This window comes from Bacillus sp. F56 (assembly GCF_001748205.1).
In the GTDB taxonomy this organism is placed as follows: domain Bacteria; phylum Bacillota; class Bacilli; order Bacillales; family Bacillaceae; genus Bacillus; species Bacillus stercoris.
Window position 1 is genome coordinate 135,585 of record NZ_BDFC01000005.1, and the last position, 15,615, is coordinate 151,199.

Below are 15,615 nucleotides of genomic sequence, written 5' to 3' on the forward strand. Positions count from 1 at the left end.
TTCCTCCTCTATAGACGTGTGACCTTAACTTCAGGAAGAAGCTGCTGGACAAATTCTTCTGTTCCAAGTTCTTCAGAGAACGCGGTAGCACTGCCTGAAGTAACCCCTAAGCGGAATGCTTCTTCAAGCGGCAGCTGTTTGGAAATTCCGGCAAGGAAGCCTGCTACAACGGAATCTCCTGCTCCGACTGAGTTTACCAATTTCCCCTTTGGCACGTTAGCAAAATAAACTTGTTCGTTCGCAAACAAAAGCGCTCCGTCTCCTGCCATTGAAACGATTACATGTTCAGCGCCCTGTTCTACCAGCTTCTTCCCATAAGGAACAGCTTCCTCAACAGAGGTAATGGTCGTGCCGAACATTTCTCCAAGCTCATGATGGTTTGGCTTCATCAAAAACGGTTTCATTTCTGTCGCTTTCAAAAGAGCCTCTCCTGAGATATCCAGAACAACTCGTGCGTTCTGCTGTTTGCAGGCCTCTGCGATTTTTTCATACGTATCGTGAGGAAGTGAAGATGGAATACTTCCTGCAAGAACAACGATGTCTCCCTCTTCTAAAGATTGGAACTGCTCTAAAAAGGCTTTGAAATCTTCATCCGAAATTGTCGGTCCCTGCCCGTTAATTTCAGTTTCATCACCCGTTTTCAGCTTTACATTGATACGGGTATCCCCTTTTACTTCAGAAAAAGCTGTTTCCAAATTTTCTTCCCGCAAAAATGTTTTGATATATTCTCCGGTAAATCCGCCGACGAATCCGAGCGCTTTAGACGGTACATGATGTCTTTTCAGCAGTCTCGATACGTTGATGCCTTTGCCCCCTGGATACTTGGTATCATATGCAGAACGATTCAGGCCTCCTACAGTAAAATCTTCAACGTGAACAATATAATCGACAGATGGATTAAGTGTTACAGTGTAAATCATGGTTTCACTACCTTTACGACAGTTTTTTCTTGGTAATTATCGAATGTAAGCTCTTCAGCGTCAGTCGTAATGATTGTTGCGTCGCCTATTCCGGCAAATGCCGAAAATGAAATTTCTCCGAACTTCGAAGGGTCTGCTAAGACGTAAGCGTGTTTTGCCTGTTTGATCGCTTTCTGTTTTAAAAGGGCCTCATCAGGGTCCGGCGTTGTGAATCCAGCCTCTGTATGCACACCGTTTGTCCCCAGAAAGCTCTTGTCGAATCTGTACTGGTCCATAGCAATCAGTGAAGCGCCTCCAATAACCGCGCCCGTTCTGTGCTTTACGTATCCTCCAAGCAGATAAAAAGAAATTTCTTTCCTTATTAATGCTTCGATATGCATCACCCCGTTTGTGACAACGACAATATCTTTGGTTTTATCCATAAAATCAATCATGTGCAAAGTCGTCGTGCCTGCATCAAGGTAAATGCAATCCCCTTCTTCTAAAAGAGAAGCAGCTTTTTCAGCAATCTTCAATTTGTCGTGAAGGTTTTTGGATGATTTTTCAAGCATATCGGGTTCAAGTCTGATATCGGAAAGCTTGGCCGCTCCCCCATGAACACGCTTTAAAAAACCGCGTTCTTCAAGTGTCGATAAATCTCTTCTGATTGTTGATTCAGAAGCATTTGTCAGATTTATGAGCTCTTGAATCTTTACCACATCATGCTTTTCTATTTGATCAATAATCAATTGATGCCGTTCAGGAGTTAGCATGCTTCACCTCCTAATGAAAACGTATTCATTTTGAATACAATTTCATTGTAAACGCTATTTTCAGTTTAGGCAACTAAAATCATTCAAATTCATTCAATAACTATCAAAATCTTTCACGTTTATCCATATTAACGTATGTCTATAGGGTTTGTAAACTGTAAATTCGACAAAAATAAGGACAATTGTACGACATTTTCTTCTTATTTTAATGAAAAAAGTCTTTTATATTCATAGTAGAAATCACTACACATAAAAAAACCTCATGCATGTTGCATGAGGCTACTCATAACGCAGCGCTTCAATCGGATCAAGCTTTGCGGCTTTATTTGCAGGAAGCATGCCGAAAATAACACCAATGAGCATACTGAACAGCACGCCCCCGCATACAACCTCCCAGGATATGAGTGACGGCCAGCCCGCAATGGCTGAAACAAGCGCGGCCCCTCCGTACCCAATACCAATCCCGATCAGGCCGCCAATCAGCGTCAATACGACTGACTCAATTAAAAACTGAGTCAGGATCTGTCCCCTTGTCGCACCGAGTGATTTTCTGATTCCGATTTCCCGCGTCCGTTCTGTGACTGATACAAGCATAATATTCATGACACCGATTCCGCCGACCAATAGAGAGATGCCAGCAATTGAGCCGATAATCGTCGTCATTATTGCCGTTACTTTGCCAATCCCGGCCGCAATCTCTTCCATGTTCATCACTTGATACGAATCCTCTGTGCCATGATTGTCATTTACCAGCTGTGCCGCTTCTTTCCCAGCCGATTTTATATCGTCTGCTGATTCAACCTGCAATGATACGTTACTGAAATCACTTGTACCAAAAGAGGATTTCATCATATTAAACGGTACATACATTTGACTTAAATCGAAAGAAAGCAAGCCTGTTTCTTTTTTCAGCACGCCGATAATTTCAACGGGCTGTCCGTTTATCCAGACAACTTCACCTAAAGGGGAGTTTTTATCGAACAGCTCTTCAGCCATCTTTTGAGAGATGATTCCGGCTCTATTCCCCGCGAGAAAGTCATTGTCTGTAAAGGTTCTGCCGCTTTCGATTTTCAAAGAATTGACATTCATGTATCCATCATTTATTCCGTTAACCGTAGCATCGGTTTCCTCTTCATGATAACGCGCTGTCATACTTTCAGAAGTCGAGGCAACGACTTGTTTAATGCCTTCTACCCCTTTTAAACCTTTAATATCGTTTTCTGTAAACGTAGATTCAGCTGCAGCGTTCGGATTGCTTGCAAGCTCTTCGTCGCTTGGCATATAGTATAGCTCCACTGTATTTCCCGGTCCGCTGATCGACTGCTTCAGCATTTGCTCACCGCCCTGCCCTACCGCAACGACAACGATGACAGAGCCTACACCAATGATAATGCCGAGCATTGTTAAGATCGAACGCATTTTATGGGCAAGAACAGAGCTTAGAGCCATTCTGATGTTTTCTAACAGGCTCATTCTCCCACACTCCTTTGGCCGGAGCTGGCAGGAACAATATTGCCGTCACGCACCATAACAATCCGGTTCGTGCAATCTGCAACTTCGGGCTCGTGTGTAACAAGAACGATTGTCGTTCCTTCGGCATTTAATGCTGTAAATTGATCCATAATCGCTACGCTTGTTTTCGTATCCAGCGCGCCAGTCGGTTCATCTGCTAAAATTAATTTGGGCTCATTCACGATCGCCCTCGCAATCGCCACCCGCTGCTTCTGCCCGCCCGACAGCTCATTGGGCATGTGGACCATTCGATCGGCTAACCCGACCTTTTCCAATGCTCTCTCAGCCCTTTCTTGACGTTCTTTTTTGCCTATCCCGGAATAAATCATCGGCAGCTCAACATTTTTTTTTGCGTTCAGCCGCGGAAGAAGCTGAAATTGCTGAAATACAAATCCGATTGACCGGTTACGGACTGCCGCCAGTTCTTTATCTTTATATGAAGAAACGTCCTCGCCATCCAATTTATACGTACCGGAAGTCGGTCGGTCAAGACAGCCGATAATATTCATGATCGTCGATTTCCCTGATCCTGACGGCCCCATAATCGAGACATATTCTCCTTGATGAATGTCCAAATGAATAGAATGGAGAACATCAAACGTTTCCCTGCCGATCTGGTAGCTTTTTCGCACATTAGAAAGCTGAATCATTTAAGATTTCACTTCCATTCCATCAGTCACCTGATCAGATGGATTCAAAATGACTTGATCATCTTGGGAAAGCCCCTCTTTAATTTCTGTCAGATCATCTGTCACTTCGCCGATTTTGACATCAACTCGCTTTGCTTTTCCGTCTTTTGCTGTATACACATAATATTGGTCATCTTCTTTTTTGACTGCCTTTGAAGGAAGCGTATTTGCTTTTCGCTTATCGGTTTCAATATTCATGATAAATTTAAAGCCTGGCTTTCCTTCTGGAAGATTTCCTTTTATTTTCACTTGAAGCGGGTATTGGACCGCCTGTTCTGTTCCTTGTGCCGCAGCGCTTTCCTGCTGATCAGGAACAAGTCCGACTGCGGAAACCGTGCCTTTCCATGTTTTATCCTGGATAACATCTGAAGTGAGTGTGACCTTCTGGCCTTTTTTAACTTTCAGTGTATCGTATTCAGACAATTTCCCTGAGACGACGAGGTCTTTGGGGTTGCCAATATGTATGACAGGCTCTTGAATATCTGACTTTTTGGATGCCGCTTCTTGGTTGACAGAAATAACGATGCCTTCGATTTCACTTTTCACTTCTAAATCTGACACCCGGCTGGCAAGTGACTGCCGCTGAAGCTCGGTTTGTTTTAATTCGATCTCAGCTGTTTTTTTCTGCATTTGAAGCTCTGTCCGTTCAGACTCAATTTGTTTTTCTGCTTCTTTTTTCCCAACCTGTTTCGCCAGATCTTTTTCTTTATCGTCTAACGCTTTTATCTTTTCTTGAGTTTGTTCAATTTGAAGCTGGTTCGATTCAGCGGTCAACTGGTTCTGTTCTTTTTCCAGACTCAGCTGCTCATTTGTATAGGTGACTAAAGTCGTGCCCTTTTTAACTTTGTCGCCTTCCTTCACTTTAATGTCTTCTAATGTCCCCTTATCAGCTTCATAAAAGACATACTGTTCATTTGAAAATTTTAGTGTGCCGGGAACCATAACCGTTGACGAGATTTCGTTTTCTTCAAGGATTCCCGTCTGTATCTTCTGGCCGGCGCTTCCGCTTGTTGGAGCGGCAGACCGGTATACATTTATTCCAATAAAAAGAGCGACTATAACGGCGATGCCAATTCCGATCCAGACTTTTTTCATGAACTTATGCACCCGCCACAGAATTAATTAAACCTGAAAAGAGCGAAAATACAACTAAAATTCCGAATAGAATGATTGCTGAAATCCATCCGGCTTTTTTCGAGATGCCTCCCGTTTTGTGAAGTCCGATTGCTAATAATACAAAGCTCCAGATGCTGAAAATTTCAAAGGTATTTAACACGCTGGCAAGAGCCCCGTCAGATTGGATAATCCCTGCCAGTGACGTCGTGCTGTAAAGAGGATTCACGTCAGTCGTAAAAGCAACGATTCCGTTCACCAATAATCCGAGACTGCTAATTAAAGAGACAAACAAACCGAGAGAAAGCATTTTTTTGTATGTCGTAACACCGCCTGATGCTTTTACACAGAGCCAATAAATAAGAGGGGCAATAAATAATGCTGCGATACCTCCGATAATTGCGCCTGCCATTCCGCCAAATTTGGTTATTGTTGCGACAGCCTCCATTTGTTCAGCTGATAGCCCTTGCGTATCCTGGCTTTTCAAAAGCTCACTATAATCCGTACCGAGTGATTGCAGCACGGCACCGACGATGATAATTGCTGCGACAATCAAAAGCGGTCCCCATACAGCCGGCCTTTCTCTTATTCTTTCAAATTGAACAGATGGACTTGTGATCACTCCGAAAAGTGAAGGCTTTTCAGCCGACGTTCCGCTGTTTTTTTCTACATTCGTTTCCATTTCAAAACCTCCTTGAGAATATCTATCCAATAGTACGGGAAGGATATTAAAAAGTTTCATGTTTTTCTAATAAATTTCCAAAAGCCTTCAATTTATACTGAAGGCTTTTCATATTATTCTATCGCTGTGCTGTATTGCGCTTTCATAAGCCCGGCATACACGCCTTCTTTAGCGAGCAGCTGCTCATGGTTTCCTTCTTCTATTTTCTTGCCGTGATCAAGAACAATGATGCGGTCGGCATCGCGGATCGTAGACAATCTGTGGGCAATCATCACTGCCGTGCGCCCTTTCAGTAGCGTTTTTAGGGCCTGCTGAATTTTCACTTCCGTCTCTGTATCAATGCTTGCCGTTGCTTCGTCAAGGATGATAATAGCCGGATCGGCGAGCAATGCTCTTGCAAAGGAAATGAGTTGACGCTGACCAGCAGACAGTACGCTGCCCCTTTCCTCCACCTCTGTTGCATATCCTTCTGCTAAATCGGAAATAAACTCATCCGCTCCGACCGCTTGGGATGCTTTCATCACCTCTTCATCCGAAGCATTCGGCCTTCCAAAACGGATATTTTCCATGATGGTCCCGGAAAAAATAAATGTATCTTGCAGGACAATGCTGATTTGAGAGCGCAGACTGGCAATAGAGAGATCCTTAATCGGTATACCGTCTATTTTAATGGTGCCTCCGGTCGCATCATAAAAACGGCTGATTAAATTGGCAATCGTCGTCTTTCCGCTCCCTGTATGCCCGACAAGCGCAAGCCTCGAGCCAGCAGGAATAGAAAAGGAAACGGCATGAAGGGCTTTTCGTTTTTCATCATACGAAAATTCAACCTCTTCAAAACTGATCTCCCCATTTATCTTTTCATTATGAATGGCATTGGGCTTCTCCTTGACATTTGGCTGTTCGTCCAGAAACTCAAAAATCCGTTCTGATGATGCCATTCCCATTAACAGCTGATTATAGACCTGGCCCAGTCTCGAAATAGGTTCCCAAAACATCCCCAGGTAGAAAGCGAAAGAAACGAAGACGCCAATCGTAATGGTTTCATTCATAATGAGTGTGGCGCCATACCAAATCAAGACTGCCGTCCCAATCGCGTTCGTCATTTCCACCAGCGGACGGAACATGGCATTTTTTTTAGTTGCTTCCCGCCATGATTGGTAGTTCTCCTGATTGACACCGTCAAAATACGCCATGTTTTCTTCTTCCTGCGTAAATGCCTGTGTGACCCGAATACCTTGAATGCTTTCGTTTAGATGAGAGTTGAGCTTTGATTGCTTGAACCGTACCGTTTGCCAGGATCGGCGTATTTTTTTTCTGAGACTTGTTGAAATAAAAAACATAATCGGCAATGTCACCATGATGGCTATAGTCAGCTCAGGGCTGAGCGTAAACAAAATAATAATCACGCCGGCCAGGAGAAGCAAGTCGGTCAATAAATTGATGACTCCGCTTGTAAATAGCTCCTGAAGAGAGTTAATATCATTCATGATCCTGACTAAGATCGATCCCGCCGACCGCTGATCAAAAAATCGGTGGGATAAGCGCTGCACATGTGTAAATAAATGCTGCCGCAAATCGAAAATGACATGCTGGCCAAGCTGATTCATCCACCTGATTCTTAACACATTGGCGGCGTAATTAAGGACATATAAACCGCTAATGACTAAAATGAGCTGAATCAACAGCTCCGGGTTTCTCGCCGTAATCGCCTGATCAAGAACATAAACACCGATCAGAATGGGGATCACAAGCTTCACAGCAGTACCAATCAATACGGTGAGAAAAGAAAGCGGCAAAATGGTTTTTCGATATGGTTTGACATAGCTCAGCAGCCGCCACATTTGAGCCCAGTTAAACGGCTTTTCAATGATTTCATCTGAAGAGTAATAGAAACGCTCTAAAATCCCCTGTTTTTTCGCTTGTTTCATTTGGCCCCTCCCTATCCGACCTCATGCGGCTCATTCATCATTTTGACATCACGGTATTGCAAATCGTAAATCTTTTTATAGTAGCCGCCTTTTTCAAGAAGCTCATGATGTGTTCCCCTTTCACAAATGCGTCCTTTATTAAAAACGAGAATTTCATCGGCGTGTTTCAGTGAAGATATGCGGTGAGCGACGATAAAAGTTGTGCGGTTTTTCATGACTTCTTTTAAGGCAAGCTGTATGCTGTGCTCCGTTTGCATATCTACTGCACTTGTGGCATCATCCAATATTAAAACGCTCGGGTTCAAACAGATGGCTCTCGCAATAGCAATACGCTGTTTCTGTCCGCCGGAAAGCCCCATTCCCCTCTCTCCCAGCATGGTGTCATACCCATCAGGAAGCTCCATGATAAAGTTATGGGCCTGCGCCCTTTTTGCTGCTTCGATGATTTCTTCCATTGAAGCACCCGGCCGCCCATACGAAATATTTGATCGGATCGTGGATGAAAACAGGAAGGATTCTTGAAGTACGACTCCGATATTGGAGCGAAGCGTTTTTAATGAATAATTTGTGATGGGTTTGTGATCAATGGTAATCGTTCCGCTAACAGGGCTGTAAAATCTGGTCAGAAGCTGTGTCACTGAACTTTTTCCCGAACCCGTCGGGCCCAACAGTCCGATTACCTTCCCGCTGTTTGCCTCAAAGCTTACATTGCACAGCGCGTTTGTTTGTTCTTTTCCGTATGCAAGAGAAACATTTTTGAAATGGACATCTCCAGTTAATTTTTGTTTACATAAAGCAAGAGGATGATCTGTAATGTCTTCTTCTTTTTCCAGAATGTCGAGCAGGCGTTCACCTGATGCTTTTGCTTGAGAGAACATATTAATGACAAAGCCTAAGTTCATAATCGGCCACATCATATAATTGACAAGGCTGAAGAAAGCAACAAGTTCACCGGGATTGAGCTGATTTTGCATAACCAAGTATCCGCCGTATGAGAGGAGAGCTACAATACAAATGTTACCGATGAACTCCATTAAAGGGAAATACGCAGACCAGATGGAGGATGTTTGTAAATATTGTGCTCTGTATTCCGCATTGGCTTTATTGAAAATACTGACTTGGAAATCTTCTCTGGAAAGAGATTTAACCGTATTGATGCCACTGATATTTTCCTGCACTTTTGTATTGAGCTTTGCAAACGATTTGCGGATGCCTCTGAAGGCAGGATGGACTCTTTTGTCAAACCGATATACCGCAACAGCGAGAAATGGCAGAACTGCTATTGTCACGAGCGTGAGGGGAACAGAATAGTAAAACATAACCGTAAAGCTGATGGCGACCAGCAGGCCGAAGCGAATGAGCTCAGCGAGGCCGTATGATAAGAAAAAACGAAGCCCTTCAACATCAGCTGTCAGCCTGGACATCAAATCTCCTGTTTTCGCGTTATCATAATAAGAAAAAGAAAGCCGCTGCAGTTTTTCATACAGGCTATTTCTCAGTCGATAAACGGATTTGATTCCAAACATATCACCTAAATATTGGTGAAAAAAGGTAGCGGTTCCTTTCAAGGCCATTACCGCAATAAATCCCAAGCTGACCCATGCTGCAAGCTGATACTGCCTTCCCAGTACGATCTCATCAATCGTAATTTGCAGGATAATCGGATAAACGACAGTAACCGCAGTCATTAAAAGCATGGCTAGAAACGACCACAAAAACACTTTTCGGTACGGCCAATAATACATTTTTAATCTTTTAAATGTCTCCATATCCAGCACCTTTCCAACATTTATCATCTTTACTATATCGATACCCGAAATAAAATTCTATTATTTTTCAAAAATTCAGTCTAATTATGGAGTGAGTCTCTTACTTTATAGGGAGTAATATATGTAGAATAAACGCTTACAGAAAATCATTGTATGCTAGGGATACTTGGGGATATGCCAATGACATACAGAAAAACCGGATGGCTGAAATGCCGTCCGGTTTTCATCCCCCGCTGACCGGCGGTATGATGGCCACCGTGTCACCTGAAGATACAGAGGTATTTTCTTTTACATAGCTTTCGTTTACGGCAATCATAGCCGTATCAAGGGATTCAAGACCATATTGTTCTTTTAGGCTCGCTTTTATTTCATCTATGGTTGCTTGTTCCATATCTATTTCTAGTGCTTGTGTGCCGGCCTGTTCAGCAAGCCCTGCAAATAAAAGTATTTTAATCATGCTGCTCTCCCTCGCTTAGGTCTGGTTTTCCATTCGGATAAGCTGTTGTTTCAAGCTGGTCGCCGATCCATTGCTCACCGTCTTCCCAAATTTCTTTTTTCCAAATCGGCACAATCTGTTTAATTCGTTCGATCGCATACTCATTGGCTTCATAAGCAGCTTTGCGATGGGGAGAAGATACAGCGATCACGACCGCTGCTTCACCGATATCCAGCACACCTATACGGTGCGTGATTGCAGCGGAAGCGCCTTCCCATTTTTCTTCGATTTCAGCTCCGATTTGAGCAAGCATTTGCACGGCCATCGGTTCATATGCCTCATATTCAAGCCGAACCGTTCTTTTTCCGTTTGTCCATTCCCGAACCGTGCCAATAAATGTGGTAATTGCCCCTGCTTCCCGTTTCTCCACTTTTTTAATGATGTCTTCAGTAATAATAGGTGTTTTCGTAATCTCAAACCGTTTCATTATGCAGATTCCCCCTTCAGCTGTGAAAGCACAAAATCCACGGCAACCGGATCATCCGCATGAAAAACGGGCAATCCCTGATGCTCTGTCATATGCTCTTTTTTCCTATAGATGATGGCGATTATATTTACTGCCTGCAGCGCTTCCAGATCTTCCTTTTCACGTAGGATGACCACTTTAGGATAAGGGGCTTTTTTAAAGCCTTCAATCAGTAGACAGTCTGTTTCGAGAAATTGATATAACTCGATCAGCCGTGCCAAATCCCAATTGCGGCGGACTGTCAGCTGTAACACACCAGCACCTTCTACCGCTGTCACATCAGCACCTGCCGCCTTGTAACGGTCCGTGTCTTTTCCTTCCGTGAACGTTTGCGGTTCACCGCCGTGACCATGATGCTTCAGGCAGCCCAAATGAGCCCCCTGTTCAGAGGCTTTTTCAAGAATACGCTCGATAAACGTTGTTTTCCCGCTGTTTTGAAATCCTACAACTTGGACGATTGGGAAAGGACGGACCAAGGCCACTCACTTCCATTCTCTTCTCTGATGAGCAGCACTTGAACCGTTCTGCCAGATTCGTAGCCTCTCGTCCCGCCTGGCAGGATAATGAAAGCATTGGCTTCTGCTAGTGACGTGACAGAGCTCGACTTATCTAACCCGACGGGTGTCGCCAACAGCTGCCCTTCCTGGTGGTGCACAAGCGCACGAACAAATCGGGTAAACGGGTTCGGCTTCGGAAAATCTTTAGCCAGAATAGCTTCCGCACAAATCGAATGCGGTGTTTCATTAAACAGCCATGTCTGGATCATTGGCTTGACAAACAGTTCAAAACCGACATAGCATGCCGACGGGTTACCTGAGAGGCCAAACAGCAGCATATCGTTTGCATGCGCCACCGTTGTCACGCTGCCCGGGCGCATGGCAACTTTATTAAACAGCACGTCTGCTCCGAGTTTTTCATAGATCGCAGGCAAAAAGTCAAAATCACCGACTGACACACCGCCAGTTGTGATCAGGAAATCCACCTTTTTCATCGCTTCTTTCACTGCAGCAAAGCTTTTATCCAGCTCATCAGAGATTTTCCCTAAATAAAGCGGTGTTGCGCCAGCTTCTATCACTTGTGCATATACCATACTCGCATTGCTGTTGCGGATTTTCCCCGGTTCCAGCGGATCACTGACATTCAGCAATTCGGTACCTGTTGCGATAATCCCGACAACAGGCTTTCTCACCACAGGCACCGAAGCGTATCCGAAAGTTGCCAATAGAGCAGTCACTCCTGGTGTCACCCGGGTGCCCTTTCTTAGTAAAACACTCCCTTTTTGAGCGTCCTCACCTGTTTTTGAAATATTATCTCCCGGCTGAAAGCGGCGCTTTAAAGACATAAACGCCTTCCCATTCTCCTCAAAGGTTTGAGTCAGTTCAATCATGACGACTGCATCTGCCCCTTCAGGGATTTGCGCGCCGGTCATAATCCGCACGGCCTGAAACGGGCCAAGTTCTTTTTCAGATACTGACCCCGCTCCAATATGGTCAATGACTTCAAACCGAACTAGGTTTTCACGTGAAGCTTCTGCCGTATCGCACGCTCTGACTGCAAAACCATCGTATGGCGAACGGTCAAACGCGGGTACGTGGTGATCCGCAGTTATATCTTCGGCTAAAAATCGATGAAGGCTGTCTTCAAGCGCCACCCATTCTGTTTCACCTTGTTTTTGAAAATGGCAGACACGCCGAACTGCCTCGTCTACCGGTATCGGTGTTCTTTTCTCCAGCATTCTGACCCCTCCTGTTGTTACAATCCAATCACTCTTGCCAACACGGAATTGGCTTCTTTCACATCATTTGTTCCATGCACCAGTGCCCGTCCGTCATTGAAAATGACAATTCTGTAATCCTCGTAAAAAATATGCAGCAAAAACGAATTAGCCTCAACCTTGCCGATTTTCTTCAGCCGCTTAACGAGTTCCTGTTTCGGGATTCTTTTTAATGATTCCGACCTTACCTGTACTGTATCACGGCCGCATAGTACAGCGGCTTTCGGTGTGTTCCAATCCTGAAGATAGGGATATACCGCATTTGTTCCGCAAGACGGGCAATCCTCACGGCGTACATGATCAACGTTAATCTTCATATGCGAATTGTTCCAGACATCAAATGTCACAAAACCGCGCTGTATTGCTTCTATTTGGCCTGTTAACAGCTTTAATGCCTCAGCTTGCTGATATGCTGAAACGATATGCACAGCCGGCGGAATAATGCCGGCCGTATCACACGTCGCCCCGCCGACTGGAATTTGCTCAAACAAACAAGACAGGCAAGGGGTTTCTCCGGGAATGACCGTCATGAACATTCCCTGGCTGCTTACACAGGCGCCATAGACCCACGGTGTCTTTGTTTTCTGGGCAAGATCGTTTATCAGCATGCGGGTTTCAAAATTATCTGTCGCGTCGATCACGACATCTGCTTTTTCAATCAGCGGCTCTAGCGTTTCGGCTGTTCCTTCGGTAACATATGCTTCAATATGTATGTCGCTGTTAATTGCTGATAGATGCTCTTTGGCAGCCATGGCTTTCGGCATGCGGAGTTTGGCATCGCTTTCTGTATAAAGCTGCTGCCTTTGAAGATTACTCCACTCCACATAGTCACGGTCAATAATGGTAACAGTACCGATTCCCGCTCTCGAAAGCCCTTCAGCGCTTGCAGTGCCGAGCGCTCCCGCTCCGACAACCAGCACATGGCTGTCTGCCAGCCTTTTCTGGCCATCTTCCCCAATTTGCTTAAATCTGATCTGCCGTGAATAACGTTCCTCCATCAAACCTGTTCTCCTTATCTTTTATGTCATCTTATCATGTTATTGCTCCGTCAGTCCCGTCTGAAGGAGTTCAACTTATCGTCCAAACAGCTAAAATCATCGCGTGTATTAATATTGATAAACTCTGCCGGACTTGCTCCGATATCTTCAGCCTGTACGTAACAAACCGACATTCTGCCTAATAAATCTGATATTCTCAGCCTTTTCTCAGAAAGCTGATCGTATAGAACCGGCATGATACGTTTGTGGTAAATCGCAATCAATGGCTGCATTTGTCCGTCTGAAATCGGGACTACCGCGTCCGTATCGGCAGTCATCAGACGTTTGAGCTCCAGCATCGTCCTTCTTTGTATCAGCGGTGTGTCACAGGAAAGAACAGTATAAAGATCACCGTCAGTCTTTTTAAAAGCGGTATATATACCAGCCAATGGCCCCATGCCTTGAAATGGCTCAGCATCTTGATACACTTCATTTTCACCGTTTTCTTGAAATCTATCAATAAATTCGGGACGGCTGATGATAACCGTATGTTCTCCAAGTGCCTCTTTAGCGCATTCGTAAAGCATCCTGCCCTTCCATTTGACAAACGCTTTCGGTTCTCCAAATCGCCGCGAGGCTCCCCCTGCCAGCAGTACGTTTACATGCTTCATGTCATCTCACCTCTAGTTCGTTAAAAGCATAGCAAAAGCAAAGGCTCAACGCTACTGCTTGTCTGTTTATTAAAGAGGAATAGCTGTTCAGTATTTGCATATTGTAGTGTTAACATCATGAGGGAGATGGTTCGAATGAAAAGATCAGGTCCTTTTTTCCACGACGTGTCTCAGGAGAACCTTTATTTAAAATCCGAGCTTTCAAGGTGCCATAAGCTGATCTCTGAACTTGAAGCAAGCTACTTTCACCAGAAAAATAACAAATTGCTCAAAGAAAATAACGATATGAAAGAAAAACTCCAGCAAATGACTGCCGAATTAACACAAATGTCAACAAAAGAAAAACATGCCTCCCACACCAGCCAATCTCTGCACCAAATAAGAGCTGAACTGCTTGATAAAATCGTTGTTTTACAGGAGCTTCTATCTGCTGAAACCTATAAACGCAGAGCCGAAATCGAAGAAAAACATAAGCTTCATATTGCTAAAATCAAAATCGAAGAAGAAAATAAAAATCTTCATAAACGTATCAGTCAACTTCAGGCCTCTATTGAGCAGGAGCAAAATGCACTGCTTCAGGCAAAACAGCAAGCCGAATTGATAAAAACTGAAAACGGGCGTCTAAAAGAGCAAATGGTAGAAAAAGAATATCAGCTACAACATATTAAAATAGAAGTTGATCATATGAAAGATCGAATCATAGAAACGAAAGAAAGATTGCTAGACATCGAAAAAACGAAAGAAAAATTATTTCACGAAACTATTATATCGTATAAACGGCAGCTTGATGAAAGCGATGCCTGGATTGCTTCTCATTTTGCCGATATTGATGGCAACACGAAACAAAAAGAAAAAACAGAAGAAGCTCCAGTGGTCTACGCGCAGCCAAATCATGTAGAAACCATCCTTGAAGATGTCACCAAACAGATACATGTGCTTCAAAAACAGCTTACCCGCGCCCAATCATCAGACCAGGCCATGAGCCAAACAATCGAGGGGCTGAAAAACAGGGCCGCTGAAGAAAAGCCATATCAAAAGTGGGTGTATAAACTTAATCTTGAAAAAGAAAACAAACCTTCACAGAAAAAAACCAAATAAAAAACTGCTTGAGCAATGCCAAGCAGTTTTTCTGTATATTTATTCATTTGCAGATTCGGCTGATTCTGCAGTTTCGATTTCACCTTCTAAAATGTACTGGCCGCGATACGGCTTTTTCACTTCCGGGTACATTTTAATTAAGCTTTGCATAAACGTTGTCATATTAGGGATTTCAAGACCGCTTTCTTTTTCAATCTCTTTTTGAAGCTCGGAGCTTTTAATCGCCGCGTTATGGCGTTTTAATGTTTTAATGGCAGCTTCACGCAGCTTAGCTGCTTTTGATCCCGGTCTTGCCGTTCCTCTTCTTCTTCGTGTTGTTCCGTCTGGTATACCGGCAGGAAGAGAGGAAATAGATTGAAGCTGAGGCTGCACAGACTGCTGCTGTGATTGCGGCTGATAGCTTCTGATTTCCTGAGCCGCAAGCTCAGCGAGAACAGGCAGAGAGTCAGGTTTTTTTTCAGAACGGAAATCCTTTTTGATTTCGGAAGGGCTTCCATTTCTGTCCAGCTCTCTTAATTTTGCGTATATTTTATCACGTTCAATTTGATATTCACGAATGACTTTCACTTCAGCTTCATTTAATTGTTCTAACCGCAAGCGCAAAGCTTCTCTTTCATTAAACATTCCTCAATGTACCCCCTATCAAAATTAACATCTTTAATTAAGATATTAGATTACAAAAGTAATTTTATCAACTATTATTTTAGCATTTTACTATTATATTTACTCTATGAAAAATTCCTTATTTTCTGAAAATGTTTTATTTTT

16 protein-coding genes are annotated in these 15,615 nt (G+C 43.8%); 1 reads left to right on the forward strand and 15 read right to left on the reverse strand.

Features of this window, described 5'->3' with window-relative positions; all coding sequences use genetic code 11:
* Nucleotides 1-8: 8 nt before the first annotated feature.
* The 14 genes from pfkB to BFW96_RS05260 all read right to left on the reverse strand — a co-directional run bounded on the left by pfkB (nucleotide 9) and on the right by BFW96_RS05260 (nucleotide 13,749).
* Nucleotides 9-920, reverse strand: a complete 912-nt coding sequence (gene pfkB, locus BFW96_RS05195) for a 1-phosphofructokinase (protein WP_014663817.1) — start codon at nucleotides 918-920, stop codon at nucleotides 9-11.
* On the reverse strand, nucleotides 917-1,672 hold the full coding sequence (locus BFW96_RS05200; RefSeq protein WP_014663816.1) for a DeoR/GlpR family DNA-binding transcription regulator: 756 nt from the start codon (nucleotides 1,670-1,672) through the stop codon (nucleotides 917-919). Before BFW96_RS05200 ends, pfkB begins: the two co-directional genes overlap by 4 nt.
* A 279-nt stretch (nucleotides 1,673-1,951) precedes the next feature.
* Complete coding sequence (gene skiZ, locus BFW96_RS05205) at nucleotides 1,952-3,145, reverse strand: sporulation-delaying-protein transporter subunit SkiZ (RefSeq protein WP_069838833.1); 1,194 nt, start codon at nucleotides 3,143-3,145, stop codon at nucleotides 1,952-1,954.
* Entirely contained in the window at nucleotides 3,142-3,834 is a 693-nt protein-coding gene (gene yknY, locus BFW96_RS05210) for an ABC transporter ATP-binding protein YknY (protein ID WP_069838834.1), read from the reverse strand. The genes skiZ and yknY overlap by 4 nt, the downstream gene beginning before the upstream one ends.
* Complete coding sequence (locus tag BFW96_RS05215) at nucleotides 3,835-4,968, reverse strand: efflux RND transporter periplasmic adaptor subunit (protein WP_069838835.1); 1,134 nt, start codon at nucleotides 4,966-4,968, stop codon at nucleotides 3,835-3,837.
* Nucleotides 4,969-4,972: 4 nt separating this feature from the next.
* Nucleotides 4,973-5,668, reverse strand: a complete 696-nt coding sequence (gene yknW / locus BFW96_RS05220) for a YknW family membrane protein (RefSeq protein WP_014663812.1) — start codon at nucleotides 5,666-5,668, stop codon at nucleotides 4,973-4,975.
* A gap of 113 nt (nucleotides 5,669-5,781) precedes the next feature.
* Entirely contained in the window at nucleotides 5,782-7,596 is a 1,815-nt protein-coding gene (locus BFW96_RS05225; RefSeq protein ID WP_069838836.1) for an ABC transporter ATP-binding protein, read from the reverse strand.
* Between the two features lie 11 nt (nucleotides 7,597-7,607).
* Nucleotides 7,608-9,365 (reverse strand): ABC transporter ATP-binding protein, encoded by a 1,758-nt coding sequence (locus BFW96_RS05230; RefSeq protein WP_069838837.1) that lies wholly within the window; start codon nucleotides 9,363-9,365, stop codon nucleotides 7,608-7,610.
* 223 nt (nucleotides 9,366-9,588) lie between these two features.
* Nucleotides 9,589-9,822: a molybdopterin converting factor subunit 1 gene (gene moaD, locus BFW96_RS05235; protein WP_069838838.1), complete on the reverse strand. Its 234-nt coding sequence runs from the start codon at nucleotides 9,820-9,822 to the stop codon at nucleotides 9,589-9,591.
* A complete protein-coding gene (locus tag BFW96_RS05240; protein WP_014663808.1) occupies nucleotides 9,815-10,288 on the reverse strand; it encodes a molybdenum cofactor biosynthesis protein MoaE in 474 nt (157 codons plus the stop codon). The genes moaD and BFW96_RS05240 overlap by 8 nt, the downstream gene beginning before the upstream one ends.
* Nucleotides 10,288-10,809 (reverse strand): molybdopterin-guanine dinucleotide biosynthesis protein B, encoded by a 522-nt coding sequence (gene mobB, locus BFW96_RS05245; RefSeq protein ID WP_069838839.1) that lies wholly within the window; start codon nucleotides 10,807-10,809, stop codon nucleotides 10,288-10,290. Before mobB ends, BFW96_RS05240 begins: the two co-directional genes overlap by 1 nt.
* On the reverse strand, nucleotides 10,770-12,062 hold the full coding sequence (locus BFW96_RS05250) for a molybdopterin molybdotransferase MoeA (protein ID WP_069838840.1): 1,293 nt from the start codon (nucleotides 12,060-12,062) through the stop codon (nucleotides 10,770-10,772). Before BFW96_RS05250 ends, mobB begins: the two co-directional genes overlap by 40 nt.
* A gap of 17 nt (nucleotides 12,063-12,079) precedes the next feature.
* On the reverse strand, nucleotides 12,080-13,099 hold the full coding sequence (locus BFW96_RS05255; protein ID WP_069838841.1) for a molybdopterin-synthase adenylyltransferase MoeB: 1,020 nt from the start codon (nucleotides 13,097-13,099) through the stop codon (nucleotides 12,080-12,082).
* Nucleotides 13,100-13,149: 50 nt separating this feature from the next.
* Entirely contained in the window at nucleotides 13,150-13,749 is a 600-nt protein-coding gene (locus tag BFW96_RS05260; protein ID WP_069838842.1) for a molybdenum cofactor guanylyltransferase, read from the reverse strand.
* A gap of 135 nt (nucleotides 13,750-13,884) precedes the next feature.
* On the opposite strand from BFW96_RS05260, the gene cse15 reads away from it, so the two are divergent.
* A complete protein-coding gene (cse15, locus tag BFW96_RS05265; RefSeq protein ID WP_069838843.1) occupies nucleotides 13,885-14,847 on the forward strand; it encodes a spore protein Cse15 in 963 nt (320 codons plus the stop codon).
* A 39-nt stretch (nucleotides 14,848-14,886) separates the two neighbouring features.
* Here cse15 and rok read toward each other — a convergent pair whose 3' ends face one another.
* Nucleotides 14,887-15,471 carry a transcriptional regulator Rok gene (gene rok / locus BFW96_RS05270; RefSeq protein ID WP_014663802.1) on the reverse strand — a complete coding sequence of 195 codons (585 nt, stop codon included), beginning with the start codon at nucleotides 15,469-15,471 and terminating at the stop codon, nucleotides 14,887-14,889.
* Between the last annotated feature and the right edge of the window lie 144 nt (nucleotides 15,472-15,615).

Coding starts and splice junctions, on each gene's coding strand:
- pfkB (WP_014663817.1), bottom strand. CDS start 920: ATGATTTACACTGTAACACTTAATCCATCTGTCGATTATATTGTTCAC.
- BFW96_RS05200 (WP_014663816.1), bottom strand. CDS start 1,672: ATGCTAACTCCTGAACGGCATCAATTGATTATTGATCAAATAGAAAAG.
- skiZ (WP_069838833.1), bottom strand. CDS start 3,145: ATGAGCCTGTTAGAAAACATCAGAATGGCTCTAAGCTCTGTTCTTGCC.
- yknY (WP_069838834.1), bottom strand. CDS start 3,834: ATGATTCAGCTTTCTAATGTGCGAAAAAGCTACCAGATCGGCAGGGAA.
- BFW96_RS05215 (WP_069838835.1), bottom strand. CDS start 4,968: ATGAAAAAAGTCTGGATCGGAATTGGCATCGCCGTTATAGTCGCTCTT.
- yknW (WP_014663812.1), bottom strand. CDS start 5,668: ATGGAAACGAATGTAGAAAAAAACAGCGGAACGTCGGCTGAAAAGCCT.
- BFW96_RS05225 (WP_069838836.1), bottom strand. CDS start 7,596: ATGAAACAAGCGAAAAAACAGGGGATTTTAGAGCGTTTCTATTACTCT.
- BFW96_RS05230 (WP_069838837.1), bottom strand. CDS start 9,365: ATGGAGACATTTAAAAGATTAAAAATGTATTATTGGCCGTACCGAAAA.
- moaD (WP_069838838.1), bottom strand. CDS start 9,822: ATGATTAAAATACTTTTATTTGCAGGGCTTGCTGAACAGGCCGGCACA.
- BFW96_RS05240 (WP_014663808.1), bottom strand. CDS start 10,288: ATGAAACGGTTTGAGATTACGAAAACACCTATTATTACTGAAGACATC.
- BFW96_RS05250 (WP_069838840.1), bottom strand. CDS start 12,062: ATGCTGGAGAAAAGAACACCGATACCGGTAGACGAGGCAGTTCGGCGT.
- BFW96_RS05255 (WP_069838841.1), bottom strand. CDS start 13,099: ATGGAGGAACGTTATTCACGGCAGATCAGATTTAAGCAAATTGGGGAA.
- BFW96_RS05260 (WP_069838842.1), bottom strand. CDS start 13,749: ATGAAGCATGTAAACGTACTGCTGGCAGGGGGAGCCTCGCGGCGATTT.
- cse15 (WP_069838843.1), top strand. CDS start 13,885: ATGAAAAGATCAGGTCCTTTTTTCCACGACGTGTCTCAGGAGAACCTT.
- rok (WP_014663802.1), bottom strand. CDS start 15,471: ATGTTTAATGAAAGAGAAGCTTTGCGCTTGCGGTTAGAACAATTAAAT.